Origin of the sequence: Acinetobacter sp. SFA (assembly GCF_001647535.1) — a bacterium.
Taxonomy (GTDB): domain Bacteria; phylum Pseudomonadota; class Gammaproteobacteria; order Pseudomonadales; family Moraxellaceae; genus Acinetobacter; species Acinetobacter pecorum.
Genome location: NZ_LSZI01000012.1, coordinates 43,283 through 59,530, shown reverse-complemented (window position 1 = coordinate 59,530; position 16,248 = coordinate 43,283). Strand labels below are relative to the sequence as shown.

General features: G+C 40.7%; 21 protein-coding genes, 1 tRNA gene and 1 pseudogene. All 23 read right to left on the bottom strand.

What is annotated here, in order from left to right; translation table 11 throughout:
* Positions 1 to 20: 20 nt before the first annotated feature.
* Positions 21 to 1,055 carry a hypothetical protein gene (locus AY607_RS05420; protein WP_064101995.1) on the bottom strand — a complete coding sequence of 345 codons (1,035 nt, stop codon included), beginning with the start codon at positions 1,053 to 1,055 and terminating at the stop codon, positions 21 to 23.
* Between the two features lie 161 nt (positions 1,056 to 1,216).
* Positions 1,217 to 1,960 carry a hypothetical protein gene (locus AY607_RS05415; RefSeq protein WP_064095927.1) on the bottom strand — a complete coding sequence of 248 codons (744 nt, stop codon included), beginning with the start codon at positions 1,958 to 1,960 and terminating at the stop codon, positions 1,217 to 1,219.
* Complete coding sequence (locus AY607_RS05410; protein WP_064095926.1) at positions 1,953 to 2,135, bottom strand: hypothetical protein; 183 nt, start codon at positions 2,133 to 2,135, stop codon at positions 1,953 to 1,955. Before AY607_RS05410 ends, AY607_RS05415 begins: the two co-directional genes overlap by 8 nt.
* A gap of 9 nt (positions 2,136 to 2,144) precedes the next feature.
* On the bottom strand, positions 2,145 to 2,567 hold the full coding sequence (locus AY607_RS05405; protein WP_064095925.1) for a hypothetical protein: 423 nt from the start codon (positions 2,565 to 2,567) through the stop codon (positions 2,145 to 2,147).
* Positions 2,542 to 3,039, bottom strand: coding sequence for a phage virion morphogenesis protein (locus tag AY607_RS05400; RefSeq protein WP_064101994.1), 498 nt, complete (start codon positions 3,037 to 3,039; stop codon positions 2,542 to 2,544). The genes AY607_RS05405 and AY607_RS05400 overlap by 26 nt, the downstream gene beginning before the upstream one ends.
* A 7-nt stretch (positions 3,040 to 3,046) precedes the next feature.
* On the bottom strand, positions 3,047 to 3,490 hold the full coding sequence (locus AY607_RS05395) for a gp436 family protein (RefSeq protein WP_064101993.1): 444 nt from the start codon (positions 3,488 to 3,490) through the stop codon (positions 3,047 to 3,049).
* Between the two features lie 7 nt (positions 3,491 to 3,497).
* Positions 3,498 to 3,836, bottom strand: coding sequence for a hypothetical protein (locus tag AY607_RS05390; protein ID WP_064101992.1), 339 nt, complete (start codon positions 3,834 to 3,836; stop codon positions 3,498 to 3,500).
* Positions 3,837 to 3,846: 10 nt separating this feature from the next.
* Entirely contained in the window at positions 3,847 to 4,926 is a 1,080-nt protein-coding gene (locus AY607_RS05385; RefSeq protein WP_064101991.1) for a major capsid protein, read from the bottom strand.
* Between the two features lie 5 nt (positions 4,927 to 4,931).
* Positions 4,932 to 5,306: a hypothetical protein gene (locus AY607_RS05380; protein WP_064101990.1), complete on the bottom strand. Its 375-nt coding sequence runs from the start codon at positions 5,304 to 5,306 to the stop codon at positions 4,932 to 4,934.
* Between the two features lie 3 nt (positions 5,307 to 5,309).
* Positions 5,310 to 6,272, bottom strand: coding sequence for a hypothetical protein (locus AY607_RS05375; RefSeq protein ID WP_064101989.1), 963 nt, complete (start codon positions 6,270 to 6,272; stop codon positions 5,310 to 5,312).
* A 53-nt stretch (positions 6,273 to 6,325) separates the two neighbouring features.
* Positions 6,326 to 6,919 (bottom strand): hypothetical protein, encoded by a 594-nt coding sequence (locus tag AY607_RS05370; RefSeq protein ID WP_064101988.1) that lies wholly within the window; start codon positions 6,917 to 6,919, stop codon positions 6,326 to 6,328.
* A gap of 175 nt (positions 6,920 to 7,094) precedes the next feature.
* Positions 7,095 to 8,303, bottom strand: coding sequence for a phage minor head protein (locus AY607_RS05365; protein WP_064101987.1), 1,209 nt, complete (start codon positions 8,301 to 8,303; stop codon positions 7,095 to 7,097).
* Between the two features lie 3 nt (positions 8,304 to 8,306).
* Positions 8,307 to 9,791, bottom strand: a complete 1,485-nt coding sequence (locus AY607_RS05360; RefSeq protein WP_064101986.1) for a DUF935 family protein — start codon at positions 9,789 to 9,791, stop codon at positions 8,307 to 8,309.
* A gap of 9 nt (positions 9,792 to 9,800) precedes the next feature.
* On the bottom strand, positions 9,801 to 11,336 hold the full coding sequence (terL, locus tag AY607_RS05355) for a phage terminase large subunit (RefSeq protein ID WP_064095916.1): 1,536 nt from the start codon (positions 11,334 to 11,336) through the stop codon (positions 9,801 to 9,803).
* Positions 11,337 to 11,804 (bottom strand): DUF2280 domain-containing protein, encoded by a 468-nt coding sequence (locus AY607_RS05350; protein ID WP_064095915.1) that lies wholly within the window; start codon positions 11,802 to 11,804, stop codon positions 11,337 to 11,339. It abuts the gene before it with no gap.
* Positions 11,805 to 11,849: 45 nt separating this feature from the next.
* A complete protein-coding gene (locus AY607_RS05345; protein ID WP_064101985.1) occupies positions 11,850 to 12,491 on the bottom strand; it encodes a putative metallopeptidase in 642 nt (213 codons plus the stop codon).
* Positions 12,442 to 12,888 (bottom strand): hypothetical protein, encoded by a 447-nt coding sequence (locus AY607_RS05340; RefSeq protein WP_064101984.1) that lies wholly within the window; start codon positions 12,886 to 12,888, stop codon positions 12,442 to 12,444. The genes AY607_RS05345 and AY607_RS05340 overlap by 50 nt, the downstream gene beginning before the upstream one ends.
* A 39-nt stretch (positions 12,889 to 12,927) precedes the next feature.
* Positions 12,928 to 13,158: a hypothetical protein gene (locus AY607_RS05335; RefSeq protein ID WP_064095912.1), complete on the bottom strand. Its 231-nt coding sequence runs from the start codon at positions 13,156 to 13,158 to the stop codon at positions 12,928 to 12,930.
* Between the two features lie 77 nt (positions 13,159 to 13,235).
* Positions 13,236 to 13,452 (bottom strand): annotated as a pseudogene (locus AY607_RS15215) (hypothetical protein).
* Positions 13,445 to 13,618, bottom strand: coding sequence for a hypothetical protein (locus AY607_RS15035; protein WP_171254939.1), 174 nt, complete (start codon positions 13,616 to 13,618; stop codon positions 13,445 to 13,447). The pseudogene AY607_RS15215 and the gene AY607_RS15035 overlap by 8 nt, the downstream one beginning before the upstream one ends.
* Positions 13,619 to 14,391: 773 nt before the next feature.
* Positions 14,392 to 15,456 (bottom strand): ParA family protein, encoded by a 1,065-nt coding sequence (locus tag AY607_RS05330; protein ID WP_205630797.1) that lies wholly within the window; start codon positions 15,454 to 15,456, stop codon positions 14,392 to 14,394.
* 322 nt (positions 15,457 to 15,778) lie between these two features.
* Positions 15,779 to 15,855 (bottom strand) — tRNA-Met (locus AY607_RS05325).
* Between the two features lie 94 nt (positions 15,856 to 15,949).
* Positions 15,950 to 16,237: a hypothetical protein gene (locus tag AY607_RS14825; protein ID WP_081406355.1), complete on the bottom strand. Its 288-nt coding sequence runs from the start codon at positions 16,235 to 16,237 to the stop codon at positions 15,950 to 15,952.
* Positions 16,238 to 16,248: the final 11 nt, after the last annotated feature.

Sequence of the window (16,248 nt, the reverse complement as noted above, 5' to 3'; positions counted from 1 at the left end):
AAATTATTTATTTTTTAATTTTAGATACTTTGATCAATCAGTTTCTCAATAGTATTTGCGGCAATATCATTGAAATATGTACATTCATACTTAACCTCTTCTATTGCTGCATTAAAAGAAATACGATCTTCCTGACTAACATATGGTTGCTGGAGCAGATTTTCATATTCTTTCAATGTTTTTTGCAATGTAGTATTTGGATCCTTCTCCCAATAACCAACACTCAGCTTACCATCAATATTTGCCACAATATCTGCAACGTAATATTCAGGTTGATCATATTTTTTTAAATAAGCCCAAGATACACCGCCCCATGTCCCGCTTACCTTATTAGTACCGGCTGCTTTCAAGAACTCATCAAATGTTTTAACATTTTGACCATTCACATAAGCACTTGAACCGATTTCAGTGATCACAAAAAATGGCATTGAATAAGTTGTCTTTTCAGACTTAAAACACTTAGCTCCAGAAGGAAACCTTGTAACTTTAGATAGTGCTAAGAATTTTTTAAATTGGGTGCCACGCTCACCTTTATCAAACCAAACACTTGATGGCAACTGATCTGCAAGAATATTCCAGTAGACAGCTGTTCTATCACTTACTGTAATGTTATCAAGCGTAATCCACTGTCCTTGTTCTTGAATTTGAAGATCTTTTAATTGGTTTAAACTATATGGCGTTTTACTAAAAACATTTCCATCTTTAGAAACATAATTAATATTATATGTTCTATACCCTAATTGGTAGTTCATTGGATCAGGTCTGTATAACCCGTCTTTACTCAAAATATGTCGTTTATATAGCTCAATATTGTCAGGCTCTAATTTCTGATAATTAGTATATAAAATATTTGAATTTCGCATATTTTTAATAATTTCAACAAAACCAGTTTTAAATTGGATTGATTTCCAATTGAATGTAGTAAAGCTGTCAAAATTTTTACTGTTGATACCACTATTAGCGGGCTTTTCATTATAAGAGGTATCAGATGAACCTCCACCTCCACAGCCCAATAGTCCTAACCCCATTATACTAATTAGTAAAATTTTCTTCACATTATTATCCTCACAAAAATCAGGTGTAAGTTATCAACTTATGTGTAAAAAAACTACTAAATATGCACTCTTAATTTTCTTGAGTTCTAATGAAAATTTCACAAATAATAGGCACAAAAAAAGACGCTAATGCGCCGTGGAATTCTTTGTGCCTGTGTGGGTTATGCTGCTACCTTAAAACGCTCAATATGACCAAAGATACTAAGTTCAGTATCATGCGCTTTCGTGATATCAGCCAAGCATTCACCTTCAATACTGTAACTTGCAAAATCTTCATGAATCAAATCAAACTCCGTATCTGGGGAAAGCTCAAGACGCCAAAGTGTAACTGCGATTTTATCACCCTGATAAGTGTCCACGCCTTTGAAGAAAAAACGGTATTCCTCCCCCAAATTTGTAGCAACTGTGGTCCGGGTGATAGCTCCAGATTTTCCTGTCCATTTCACATCAGTAATGGCTTCACTAAAAATAACCGTACCAAATACTGAATCCAAAATGTATTTATCTGCAGTAATTGCTGCGTCTGATGGCCCTTTAAACTCAACATCAGATAAATTGCGAATTCCGAGGTCAATCATTTCACCAGCCTTAACTGCGCCAATGATTGACTCTGGAACTGTTGATTCAGGAATTTCTATTGTTTTCCCGCTCAACACCATTGCAAGATTTTCTTTAGTGACTTCTTCCAGTGTGCCGCTGATTTTTACGCCCGTTTGCTTGCGCAACACTGCATCTTTAGCACGCAATCCGGTCTTCGATTCATAGTGATCTGTTGTTTCAGAACTGATCTGTAATTGAAGCTCTGGCGTATTACCAATTGGTAAAAGTGCAGAAGGTTGGCCATTGATCATTTTTGCTAAAAATAGCTGACCTTGAAGCGAGATTAAATCTGGTTTATTAGACATCTGCTTTCACCTCTTTTTCTGTTTTAGTTGTTGCTGTAGCTTTTTGTGCTTGCTTTACTTCTACAATCACTCCGCGCTGCAATAAATCTTGGATTTGTGCATCATCCAGCCCACCAACGACATCGCCTTTTTGAAAGCGACCGACAGGCTGTAATGCTTTGTATTGTTTTGCCATGACTGGCTCCTAAATGAATTTTTGTGATTCAAAGATAATCGTGATATATGCAAAGCCTGGACTATACCCATCTCGAACTGAAATAAACTCTAATGCTGTACGTGATGCTTGAGGCTGCCAGCCTGAAAGCAACTGAATTACTTTCTCTGTTAATAGTCCTGCTTCATCACTTACCGCCCGACCATCAGTCATCTGAGATTGAGCATTGCGACAGGCCACCGTGACCGCCCATTGCTGACCGATCTGATTAACACTTCCACGACCTGCACTGGCTTTTTTATCGATACGGACAAAATTGACATGTGCTGACGGCGTGACTTGTGACATCTCTGTTACGCTGACTGAATTCAACGGCGTATAGATCTTTAGAAATTCTGGAATCTCTTTCAGCTTTTCTGCAATCTCATCACGTACCGCGAAGAAAGTGCTCATCTATAAAACTCCCCACAATATCTAAAACCATGGCTTCATCTTCTGCATTGATCCCTAACTGTGTTCGAGGTGGTAAAACTGACTGCTTAACTTTCCGATATTGACCACCCACTGCAAAAGTAATGTACTGGCCATTCTTGGGCAGGATGGTTGCTCCAAAATGAAGATGAGGGGCGTATTCAACGTTTGTACCAACTTCCACACCATTGCTAAGCACATTGTATGTGTAGGAATTCATCAAACGCCCAGTATCACGCAACGTTTCACCGCCTTGCATGCGTGCACGCCATGAAATCTTCCATGGATTTCCATCCACACCAGTACCGGTTAAAAACCGATGCTGAGTACTATTCACAAGCCCAGCACCAATCTCATCAAACAACTGATTCTTCAGCGAATCAAAGTTACCTAATTGTTTAAGCACTACTTCAATAGGTGAGCTATCGGCTTGAATGGTTATTGCGAAAGCCATAAACACCTCACTTCATACTGGGCATCATGTCTAAAATGGCATCACCAAATACACCACCCGTATAACTTGTTCCGATGGGTGCTGTTGATGGTCTACCTTTGGGTTGGTCGTCGCTGATTTGGTTACTGGTATCTAGAATTGCCAGTGAGTTTTTGCCATCCCGTACACCCTTTAAGAAATCTATCGCCATCTTGTAGCGCAGTTCAACTGCCTCAGGCGCTGCTTCAAAATGGAGTTTATAACGTGCTATATCACACACTAGTCGCTTCAAATTATTAGGCACATTTGGCAAGGGCAATGGGTAACGTACTGCTAGATATCCGTCCACCTCCTCACAAGCATCCTGCAAAGAAATTTCTAATGGATCTGAAACATCAGCAGGAAACATGAGCGCAAGGTTAAGTACGTTTTCACCAAATCGAGCGACTAAATCAGCTTTAGTCGCGTACATAGATCACCTACTTGTTTTCGTCAGCAGGCTTTGGGTCTGCTTTAGGTTTTGTAGCAGGCTTGGCCTTTTCCAGTTCAGCCACCTTTGCTTTTAGCTCATCCACTTCTTTCTCAGCCTTCGTTTTCGCAGCTTCAAGATCAGTGTTGGCTTTCGTCAGATCAATATTGGCCTTTTCAAGCTCAGCCAGGCGAGCAGCGGTGTTGTCTGCCTTAGGCTCTTCCAGCTCTTGATATTCTTCAATAGCCCCAGATGATAAAAGGGCCTGAAGTTGTTTAGCTTCAAGCCCTTTGATTTCATCACCTGGCATAAAATGCCCGATGGATTGTTTTGCTGTGTACTTCGGCATGTCTTGCTCCTTATAGAGTGATAAAGCCAGTACCACCAACGACACCGTTCTTGTTAGACGGCACAACTAGTGGAGCTGATTCGGTCATCAGCATGATGCCGCTTGGGTCTTCGCTATACCATTGACGGTCAAAGTACTGCTGAGCAAGGCCGTTGGCCAGCACATTTTTAATCTTGCATTGAGCTACCGAGCCATTGGTATCAGAGATCAATGAGAAGTAATCCTTAGGAATAAAGCGCTTTACTTGCCCCTTGTTGCGGTAAGTTGCGTCATATACCCAGAATTCGATTCCATCAAAGGTTCCTTTGAAGGTTGCTGACTCTTTTACACCAAAACTTGGATTCACTGGAACAGAAATACCCGCATACGGTGTGATGAATTCTTTTTTGAACTCGTCATTGTTCCAAAGAGCTGCCCAAACCAAACCAGACATAACAGACAGCTTAGCTTCACCACCATCAGCCACCAATTGACGCTCAAGCATAGTGCGGATATCAGTTACTGGCTTGGCACCTACTTCATTCCATTTGGTCAACGGCGTATATGTCAAAGATGCATCACGACGGTAATCCACTAGGTTGTATTCATAATCATCAGAATGAAGCGCATATTTACCGTTTTTCAGTAAATCAATTGCCATCATGAGGACCGAGTTATCAATTGCATCGTGGTTGCGCTTCATAACGGCGATCTGAGAAATGATCATTTTTTCCTGATCGGATAGCTGCTGATTGCCAGTAGAAATAATACCTGCAGTACGCAGACGCTCAAGCAGGGCAATTTCAAAAGTTTCGGCCGGAGTAACCTGATTTTTTGGCTTGTAGTAGGCTGGTTTTACATGACGTACTTCACCAGATTGTGTGGTATCAAATGGCTTACCGGGCTGTTGCGGTGATACCAGTGGTGCCAAATCATGTTCAGTAGAAAGTTCAGCTAAAGGCACGTCATCACGGGTAAATAACGGGCGGTTCGGGAAAAGCTTGTCTAAAAGCCAGGTATCCATCGGACGGTAATTCGAGTGAATCAGTGCGAGTTCACCTACATCAAGCAGTTCGAGCGGAGTGCCCTCAAGATTAAAAGACTGTGGCATGTTAATTACACCTTAGAAAGTTCGATTTTGTTTTTAGTTGCCTGTGCACGCGCTGCATCGTATTGAGCAGTGGTGAGCAAAGTTCCATTAAGTGAGACAGCTTCGATACTGAACCCCCCGCCGTAATACACCGGGATTTCAATTCCGTCAGCGGCCTTAATCGTAGCTTCAGCTGCTGTGACATCCTGGCCACAGATCACATCCCATGTTTTTTCATCAGTAGCATGAGACAACACATTGGTATCTGACAGTGTTAATAGATCACCGTATTTAAATGCTGTGGCGGTTGGCACCTTGGCATTGGCACGACGTAACTTTTCATTGTCCAGGATCAGCCGTTTTGAAGTGACTGAAATAGGTGGTACATAACGAATAGTCATGAATTATTTCCCCTTTTGTTCTGCAAATGCTTGTGCACCTGAAGTGAATTTGTGAGTGTCATTGTTGTTTGACTGACCACCTTGCCCTGGATTAGCTTGATGGCTAAACAGGTGAGCAAATGCGGGATTCACACTTGGTGTTTGTTGTTGCTGTTGTCCAGCTGGCGGTTGTGTATTGCCTGCCGAGAATTGACGAAGCTGCTTAGCAGTAAAGGTAAAAACTGAGTCATCCATATTGGTATAAGCCGTTTTATCTTCAGCACTGAACTGGGTTTTCAGCTCAGTTTCTAAAGCTGCAATTTCATCAGCACGTTTTTGCGCTTTGAATTGTTTAAGTTCAGCCAGTGCTTCATCACGCTCACGCTCTGCCTGCTCTTTGGCCTGTTGTGCTTTTTCTAATTCGGTCACGTCTGTGTCCTCTTTGGTTGGGTGTGGATTGGCTTTGCCCGAGAAGGCTTTAATTGATGTATTGCGATCAGCACCGGTTGAGCAGATCGTAAATTCACGGATACGGTTTTGACGGAAGATGGTGATTGGACCTTCAAACGACTGACCATTCACAGTGACTGTCTTGCCTTGTGAGACTTCTTCAATAGATCCCGGATCAATCATCATCGACATCTGGAACGGGAAGCCATCATCGGAATCTTGAACAATTTCCTGTGCCTTGGCATTCGTAAGAAAGTCACCTGATACATCAATCTTTCCGTTGGTATCTACTGTTTGAACAACACCAATTCGACTTGAACCAAAGTGTTCTTCAAGTAAGGCTGTCGGCTTATCAATCTCGATCCCATCAAGATCAAAGACCACGCCGGAGCGCCCCCAGTACCAGTGACCATCTACACGACCACCGGCATAGGCAGTGCCTTTAAATTTCCGCTTCTGCCCTTCTTCAGCTTTTGGCACCTCAATTGCCGAAGCATTGAATAAATACTTCAGCCGTTCTTCATTTGGATCTGGCATTTTCATGCTCCATAAAAAAAACCCGCTTTAGCGGGTTTTAGATTTCACAAAGATCAACGATATTTTTTCTTAATTAGCTTGTTGAAATCATTCCAACAGGCCCATTCATAGAAAATTTTTATTAAAGTTAAAAAACATATTAAAATCGCAATCCATATTCCTAATGAGGTAATACTTTCTGGAACATTTAAATCTACTTTGAATGCTTCAATGTAAGCATGAAAGTTAATTAACAAAGCCAAAGGAACAAGTAAAAACATAGAAAGCATAAAAAAGTGTAAAAAATGCATTAACCAAAATTGCTTCGATATAGATTTAATAATTTTAAAGCCATGCTGATTATCAACAATTTCATATGTCATTCTATTTCTAGCAAAAGCTAAATAATCATTTTCAAAGTTATTTGGGTCAAATTGCTCTAGAAAAAAATTAAACTCTTCAATGTTCGAAAAGCTCGCCCCCGTCAGTGCAGAAACTGCTGCATTTAGTTGAATATTTTTTTCTCGCTCTGAAAGTGAAGATTCTAGAATTAATTGTCGTTCCTCGAAAAAATTTTTTAATCGCTCACATCTCTTTTGATGAATCTTTCTTGCATACTCAGGTGTGATTAACTCAATAACCTTTGAAAAATATTCTAAAGCTTTCATGTGCTTACCTCTTAATGTTTCACACATTCAAGTACAGAATTAAGTTTATTTCAAATCATAAAAACACAAAATTTAAACAAATATAAAACAGATAAACTACAATAAATTTGCTATAAAACCATTTATCAAAGAGTGGCGAATTTTCCAATTCATCACTCTTTTTTTATTTACAAATCTAGCTCGATTTTTTATTTCTTAAGATGTAAACCATCTGCCCTTCGATCGCTTCAATCGACACCACTTCAAAAGATAATCCCATTGGTATCAAAACGCCGTTACCAGCATTCAACATATCCAGATCAATACCGAGCCCTTTACCATTTTCAATCTTAATCACGATGTCTGAGGCTGCATCAGCCATCAGAAACGGCGCACTCAACTGGACAGTTTGCCCAACCTGATAAGCCGCTACTTGTTGAAGTGTTGCAGTACCCACCACGGTTGGAGCCGTATTGCTTGCCACAGCTTGAATCGCTGCCATATCGGTACTAAGCCAGCGCTTAAGCACATCATCAGCCAGTGAGCTTTCAGCAGAGTTTAAATAACCAGACAGTGCGGCATCATTTCCTTGTACATAATCCAGAAAGGTGCGAATCGCACTTGGCCGAATACTTGGATCAAGTGGAATTACTGTATTGGCCACCGTATCGAATAGATCCCGAGTTTTATCATCCATCGGAGCAAATAGACTGGTGAGCTTTTTACTCGCCATCCATTCAGCCTTGATGACCTCTTTCTGCTCCAAGAGATATTCCTTATCCAGACTTGAAGCACTGATCTTTTTATCCACCAGTGATTCAAGCTCGCCGAACTGCAATGGATGAGAACTCCAATCTAAGGCTTCAGCTACCTCAGGCAACTTATCATCTGGTGTAATACCGTATTTCAATGCCTGCTTCTCGGTTAAGGCAATCACGGTGCAGCGACAACGAAAGCCCAACGGCGGGTAATGGGTTAGCCAAAATGGATGATCAATCGGCAATACGATCCGGTTCAAAGCCAAATGACTCGGACGCACTCGACTATCATTGATAGCTGAATACATCAGATATTGTCGTTTGGCCTTATTTTTTTGCTGTTGTTGCCACCGGCCATGACCGTACGCATTCTGGATATTGGTACGAAATACATTATCCAGGTAGTGCTTTGGCAAAATGATTTCAGATTCTTCAATGAGTTTCTGAAAATCTTTGAAGGTACCGCCCTCGGCAATGGATTTATTCACCGCCTTGATGACAGTCTCAATTTGCTCAAGACTCGATAGAAAGCTAACTGTGGTTGCCATCTGCCGGGTCTTTAGATCCATTGAATAGAACTCATCAGGTAACACGATCTTTTTGCTGTGAGCGTATTGAAGTGCCTCAAGGAAGGTAACTGGTTGCATAACTTACTTCCCATTTTGAGCGGTCACATACCCCAGTACATCCGCTGCATACAAGGCCTGATCTAGATTGGCCGTAAACTGAGTTTGTGTTGCGCTAGGTATTAATTGCATCAGGTTATAAGCCAGACTTTCAGGACTATCAGATTTGAATACTAACTCCTTGACCTGATCAGGTTTCAGTAACTGCAATTCACCCTGACTATCAGTCAGTTCTTCAACTTCCTGCTGCTCTGGTGAAAGCTTGTTTACTGATGCTTTAAAGCTAAATGCCTGACGTGGTAAAGCGGTGAACTGATTAAAACCTGTTTGAACCTGCTCAATTACATCACCCTCTTCTAATCCGTACTCTCGCTTAAAGTATTGCGGCGTTAAGACTGCACCAGCATTTTTCAACTTCACATCACGATCTGCTTTAGGTTCTTCCAGTGACTTCTCTTCACCAATGATGACCCGGTGACGTTCCCAACCATTGATATCGCATAGCGCATTAATAATTGCCTGGATCGTTGGCATGATCATCCGGACATCGGCTTTATACTTTGAGTTTTGAACCTCAAGATGCACATCACCCAAGGCACGAGATCCAGAGCCATCAGTACCAGATGTGAGAGTCTGGCCAAGGATGACTTTTTGAATACGGCGCTCCAAATTCTTATCAAAGACTTCAAATGTCTGGGATGCATTGCCATTAGTATTGGCAGTTTGAATTTCAACCGAATCTGTACCACTTAACGCAATCACTGAACTAGCATGAGCTCTAAGCAATGCATCACGCATATCAGTCGTTTTACCTGCTGTTTTACCAACCAGCATTGGCAAACCAAACTTTTCAACAAACTTGGCCCAGAATTTAAACCCTGAAGTTTTGAAGAACCAGACCCAATACAAACGGCTTAGGAGCGCTTCACCATAAGGATTTTCAAAAGTAGGTTTACAGCGCGTTAGGAAATGCTTAAACCGCTGATCAACTTCTTGATCTTTCCTAGCCGTATTGTAGTTTTCCAATAAAATAAGGCGACCATCATTCTTAGGCTCATACCATTGCATTGGCTTTTCACCAATCCACTTAAAGCCTATAAACGGCATAATGGTATTACCTTCGATATGCATACATGGCTCTTCAGGCTTACTGTAAATCGCTTCTAAAACTGAATACCCATACCAGCGGGCATTCTGGGTACCCAGCAGAATCTCAGACCACCATTCGCGCAAATGCTCCATGATGATTTTTGACTCTGGGCGGTCTATCGGCTCTATTCGCCACGGCGCACTCTCAAGTTTATCCTGGCGTTTTTCTACGGCCTGATAAATCTCATCGTCATACATCATAACTTTCAATCGTGGACGTGTGACACCAGCTTTTCGAAGTACTTCATCGCCGTCTGGCATTTTAGTTAGATAACTGATTAAGGCCTGTTCGGCCTCATGAGAATATAGTGCACCAGCTTCAGGTTTTGCATTCTCAGGCTTCTTTCTTTTCTTAGACATAACTCAACCTTATGCAGCCGGAGGGCTGTAATTAATCGCAATTACTGCGTCTTCAATCGCATCAATGAGCGTATCCACTTGGTCGTCATGATCGTGGGTAAATGCAGCATTGAATGCCTCACACTCTTCAAAGAATTCACCAACCCAGTGAGCATCTTTAGGTACCATCACAAAACGATCTTCAGGCTTATCCTTGTAATTCGCTTCAAGATGGACCTGCACATCCATAAACCGGGATAGCTTGTCTGTATTACGCTGTACTGGTATGACGGCGACACCGGAGTAAGTTCCTAGTGTCTGGATCAACTGGGTACCTGACGCTTTATCCTCTACTTTCATGTAGCGAATAGGCTTGGTGTGCCAGGTGTATTCCTTGTGCTTATCTAAAAATGCTTTAGCTTGACGATTTAATTCTGGTGCTTCCCATTTGCCGCGTAAGAGATCCAGTAAGTACAACTTGCCATCTATACCCATGCCTACAAGCAGGAATACTGAGTAATCATTGTGCTCTTTGGTTTTCTGCGCCGTATCTACAAGGACAGCGCGCCATTGAAGTTCTGGGTACTCTTTATAGAATCCAAACCATTCAGACTTAATCAGGTCACCGCCTAATTTCTTAGGTTGCTGCATGTACTGACTTGAGAATGTATAGCGGGATACTGTGGCACCTTCTTTGTCCTTACCGCCCTTTTCTAGCTGCAGTAAGGATTGCAGTGATTCTTTCTTTGGCCAGTAACTTTGGCGACCATGCTCATCACGCTCGCTATCTCGCGGCACTAGCTTTTGAATATGTTCTGGTAGCGTTGAAATGTACTTATCATCAATCAGTGCCGGGATAGATATTTGGGTCCATTCACCAGGTAAATTGCCTGTCATGACGAAATTGGTTGGATCCTCAGTGTGAAGGCGCTGCATGATCATGATAATAGGTGTATCAGACTTGGCTTTACGTGAGTTCACCGTGTTCAGTAACTTACGATTCGCGGCATCCCGCTTGATCTTACTGAAAGCATCTTCGGGCTTTAACGGGTCATCAATGATGATACAGCCAGTAAAGCCATCATCCGCCAGTGTACCTGCCCGCCGTCCTGTGACCTGCCCACCCATGGAAGCCACATAGACATGGCCAACGTCATAGTCCTCAACCGTAATCTTCCATTCTTTCTTTGAATCAGTACTGTTGGATACTGTCAAATCCCACATTTGGCGATAGTCTTTCGACTTCACGATGTCACGCGCCGTATCTGATACTCCCTCAACCAATGATTGGGAGAATGACAAATACAGAAACCGGGAACGGGCATTTAAGGCTAAGCCGCGTGGAATCAGGTTGGTGGTCAGTTCAGTTTTACCCGCGCCTGGTGGAACGTTGATAACGACGTTCGCAATCTCACCAGCAATGACCTGATCAATAATCCATGAGATGTAAACATGGTGCCAGTTCACCGTAAATTTAAAACCCATACGGGGCTTAAAGAATCGCCGGGTGAAATATAAATGCTCATCTTCACACAGCTTCTTTTCAACCTGTGTTTGCAGATCCATTTAATATTCCTCTTGGGCCTTCTTTACTGCAGCTTCAACTTGTTCCTGAGTAGCATGAACGACGGTGGTCTGTAATGCTTCGCCGTCCTTACCAGTAATCTCTTGACGATTGGTATATTTACCACCCATATCTTCGGCAGCCTGCTTCAAGATACTTAATGCAGCTACTCGATTCTTGCCATGCTTTTGATATTGATTTTCTAAACGCTGTAAACGAACAGACAAATTCGCTATTGGAATGTTCTGAGGGGTATCTAAAAATTCTTTACGAGCAACTTCAAATTCAGATTTCAATTCAGTACTTAAATCTTTACCAGCTCGCTTAGTTGGGTCATAGGTTTCAACTTGCTGTCTGGAGACCTCTAAGTCAAATTCTTCCTTGACGAGCATTACAGTTTCTTGAGGGGTATTAAATACTGCAAGTGACCGTACAATAAAGTATTTTTGCTTTTTATTTAGTGATGCCATCTCTCTCCATCCGTCAAGGTACGTCAAGGAAAGTGGGCAAAAAAATTAGCCGATAACACAGTTCCCACAACATGCTGCAATATTCGTTTCAGATACAAACGGCGCATTCTTGGCAATTTCCAGAAGTCGCTTAACAGACTCGTCTGCACCCCATCGTCTGGTCTCACCAAAGAACACTTCAACGTCATGGCCCGCCAAATAATGCTTAGGCAGTCCGGTCATATCGCTATAAATGATTTCACCATCAGCATCACGCTCTACACCGATGTGATACAGTTCATGTTCAATCAAGCGGCAGAACTCACGATCTGAGGCTTGTTCGCAATAAGTAGCATCTACAGTGATTAAGTATTGAGGTACAAATCCAAACCAATCTCGCATCTGTTGTTCCTGACGTGCTTTCTTCCAGCCGCCCTGGTTAAACATGACCTTTTCACATTGACCCAGTACCATACGTTTTTTTGCTACGGCGGCAGATGAAGCCCAGGCGAATGCAAGAAACTCTTCATTGTCATGCAGTAATTCAGCAATATGGTCATGATCCGGGTTATGCAGCTGACCACCGAGAGTGAGCCAATTATTAACGACCCATTCTTTAAGCTCTGGCGCAGGTGCCAAGCGAATAGCTTCCTCTTCCTCAGCCTGATCGATCAGATCGCTCGGTGGGAATGGTCTGAACTGTTCCATAAGATGCCTTTAAATTTCTAAGCCACTTAGTAGCACGCCCCATGTTGATATCATTGGCTTCAAAACGTTGATAGCGATAACCCATTTCTTCAGCATGGTCATAACGATCTATGCTCCAGGATTTTGTAGCAAGTTTGCCTTTTCTTCCACCTGACCAAGGACCACCAACAATTTCAATCAGTATTCGATATTCAATAAGGTGTAGATCGAAACGCCAATGCTTCGTACTTTTAAAATGAAAGTATTCTTCATACTTGATTTCCATCCGATCAAGGATCTCTTTCAATCGTTTGAAGACTTCTAGGTATTTCTCACCAGCTTTAGGTAGTGGCCTATTACGAGGTTTATTCTTAACTGGGCCTTTCGCTGTTAAGCGTTTATAGAGTTTTGGATCCATAATCTGCACACATTAAAAAACCACCCTAAGGTGGCTTGGTTAATGATTAGTTTTCATTTTCTTTTTAACTTCATTTTCTTGATTGCATAGCTGATATGCCTCCATTAGTGCCTCAAGAGCATCATCAATCTTTTTGTTAAACTTAGGATTTATTTTTTGATGATAATATTGATGATTGGCAAGGTGGTCATTCACAAATTCAACAGCAACACTCGTAGTATGTAATGCTTCATGTCTAAACCATTTGGGGTTTACTTTCTTCTTAGCCATCTTCTTCTGCTTAAGTGAAAGCAAAATATAATATCATCTTTAATCACCAACATCCGCTGAGTCTTCAATAACCTTTGTTAAAACATTGCCTCACTTTCTATCCAGTTATCCAATTGGAGCGTATCGAACTGAAAATGACAGGAATAGCATAACGACACTGTAAACGAATCATCTGCTTTAATACCTTTACCCTTGCCATGCGACACTATTTGAATGAGCAGCTTGACTGTGTGGATTACCGCACCTGATGCATAGCAGCTTTCTGATTGCTGCGAGTCGCTTTGTATTACGCATACAATGCAAAGCGCAAATTCCTAATACGCTCTTTCAACTTAATCATGATGCCATCGATTGCCAGCAGCTCATTACGTGTCAAACCAGATCGAGTGAGGTTCTGATACTTAGACAACTCAGCACTGCAAAATTCTAAGTCTTGTTTAGCTTGTACTTTGTCTGTCATGGATACCACCAATAAGAAAAGAAAAACCCCGCCAAGTTCGTTATCTAGGCGAGGTCTTATGTACCGTAATACGTCCGGTGATTTAGGAATAAAAAAGCCTGCTTAACTCTCCCAAATTAAGCAGACTAGATTTGCGCTATATCTTCATTTTTATTTGCAGAGCAAAGATATTACTCAAATATTTCAGTATGATGATATGACGTTTTGGTTGATCAACTACTGCTCAAACTCTTTTAAACAGACTTGATATTCTTTCTTGTCGTCGCCTATCTCAGTCACGCCATGTAGAGAAAAAAAACAGAATATAAATCGGAGCATATCTTTCTCCTTATAATCTTATAATAAGAAGCCCGCTTACCTTTGTTAAATAAACGGGCTCGTGATGTAAACAATAAACAGTGTCTTCGTATTACATGCGTCTTCTTGGTGGCGCAGAGCTAATATAGCACCGAGCCTTCCACAATAAAGTATAGATAAGATTTAGAATCTGTTTTTTAGTGTTGGTTTTAGGTTTCTTTCTTTTCATGTAATAAATTTTAAGCAATAAAAAAGCCCACCTTTCGATGAGCTTCTTCATAGTAACATTTCCAACGGCGGGAGTGGCACAAGATGAACTTGAGCGACTGACCCACATCGGCAGTTACCGCCTTAAATATAATTTATCACATCTATTAGTACAAAAAAAGCCCACCATTTGGCGAGCTTTTAAATTTCAATATAATCTTCATATTAAGACAAGAAGAAATGATATCTAAACTCTAGAATACTTGATACTAAATTAAACGAACAAGATCATTTATGTCACTCTGCAAGGCATTTATCTGTTTTTGATTTGCCTGAGTTGATTTACCATAAATTGAGTACCTCTTAGACTGTAATGAGCTTAAAGGGCATCCCTCATGATTGATAATTGAAGCTAAGGTATTACCATCTTTAATATTGATCACTCTTTCATCTAAATATTTATCAGTAAGAACTCCTTTATACTTCTGGACTACCTCTTCTTGCACTAAACGATTAATCTCTTCAGCATGTGACTGGAATGCTTGAGCTACATCTCTAGTATTTGAACGAGATCTATTTTGAACGAAAAGATGTATTTTAGGTAACTCTAAACCACTCTTTTGTGTATCTTGATAGAAGTCCTCAAACTCATCACTAATTGTCTGATTATCAATTGAAATATTAAAAATAAGTTTAAATAAGTTTTTAATACCACGAATAGAGGCTGCATCTGCTGTACAGGGTACAATAATCCTATTAGCAGCAATAATTGCATTTTCTGTATAGTTGGAAAAACTTGGATTACAATCAATAAAAAATACTTGTTCTCTACCAGTAGGTTCTTGTTGCAACTCAAAAGAGGTGATTAAATCATCAATTAAAGTGCGACTAATTTTCCATGCGTGTCGTATTGGGCTAATGCCTAGATGGTTAATAATTTTTGAGCAAATATCCAAATCCATATCACCAGGAAGAATGTATAAGTTCTCTGGCATTTTAGAATTATGCTTTGAAGCCTGAATAAAATAAGAAGATTCATTTCCTAGTTTTGATGATTGTTTAGTATTAAATCTTTCTTTTATATAGCCAGCAATTGTTCTATTTTTCTCGCTAAATTCATTAACTATAGCAGCCCCCTTACCATTACCACCAAGAATCATCTCAGAGACATTTGTTTGGGGACAGGCATCAATTACAACAATATCCTCATCTGGGTTATTAATTGCATATTCAACAGCCAACATATAAGATAAAAATGTTTTTCCAACCCCACCCTTGTTATTCCAGAGTAAATATTTTTTGCTCATTTCTTTGATCTCAATTCTTATACCCACTAACCCTCTTAGTATATCTTAGAATTAAACAAACCTGTATCTATTCCGAATTTCCTAGACTCTTCTTTTAGCAACAAAAAAGCTCACCTTTCGATGAGCTTCTTCATAGTAACATTTCCAACGGCGGGAGTGTCACAAGATGAACTTGCTAAACTGACCCACATCGGCAGTTACCGCCTTAAATCTAATTTAACACATCAAATTGCACAAAAAAACCCACATTTCTGTGAGTCCTTAAATTTAGTTGTCTTATGAATTAATAAAGTGACTATAAAAAAAACCAGTCTAGAGAGACTGGTTTATAAACTTTGAATCTTTTCGTTGGTAGCGGGAGCTGGATTTGAACCAACGACCTTCGGGTTATGAGCCCGACGAGCTACCAGACTGCTCCATCCCGCATCAACGAGTTAGCTTTATACGTCATAAGCAGCATCAAAGCAAATGTTATTAGAAATATAATCGCTTACAGAGGGAATTAGATTAATCAAGCCTCTTAACCCATATTGGTTTCAGTCTTAAACAATAGATGAGAAGCCTGATAAAGCTTCAATCTTCTTCTCTCATCTTCTAAAAAAGCCGTTGGCTCTTCTAACCATGTTGATGCTCGAGAATCAAAATCTGAATTACGTAACCTCCAATCAGAAATTGAGCCATATATAAAAGTATTATCGGCAAATACCAATTTTGCTTTATTAGAAACGTTACTTACAAGTACTTTGTGGGTTGGTAATGAGCCAAATATACTTATTTGAGTGTATCGGTATTTATAAAAATCTGACATAAAACAAATTA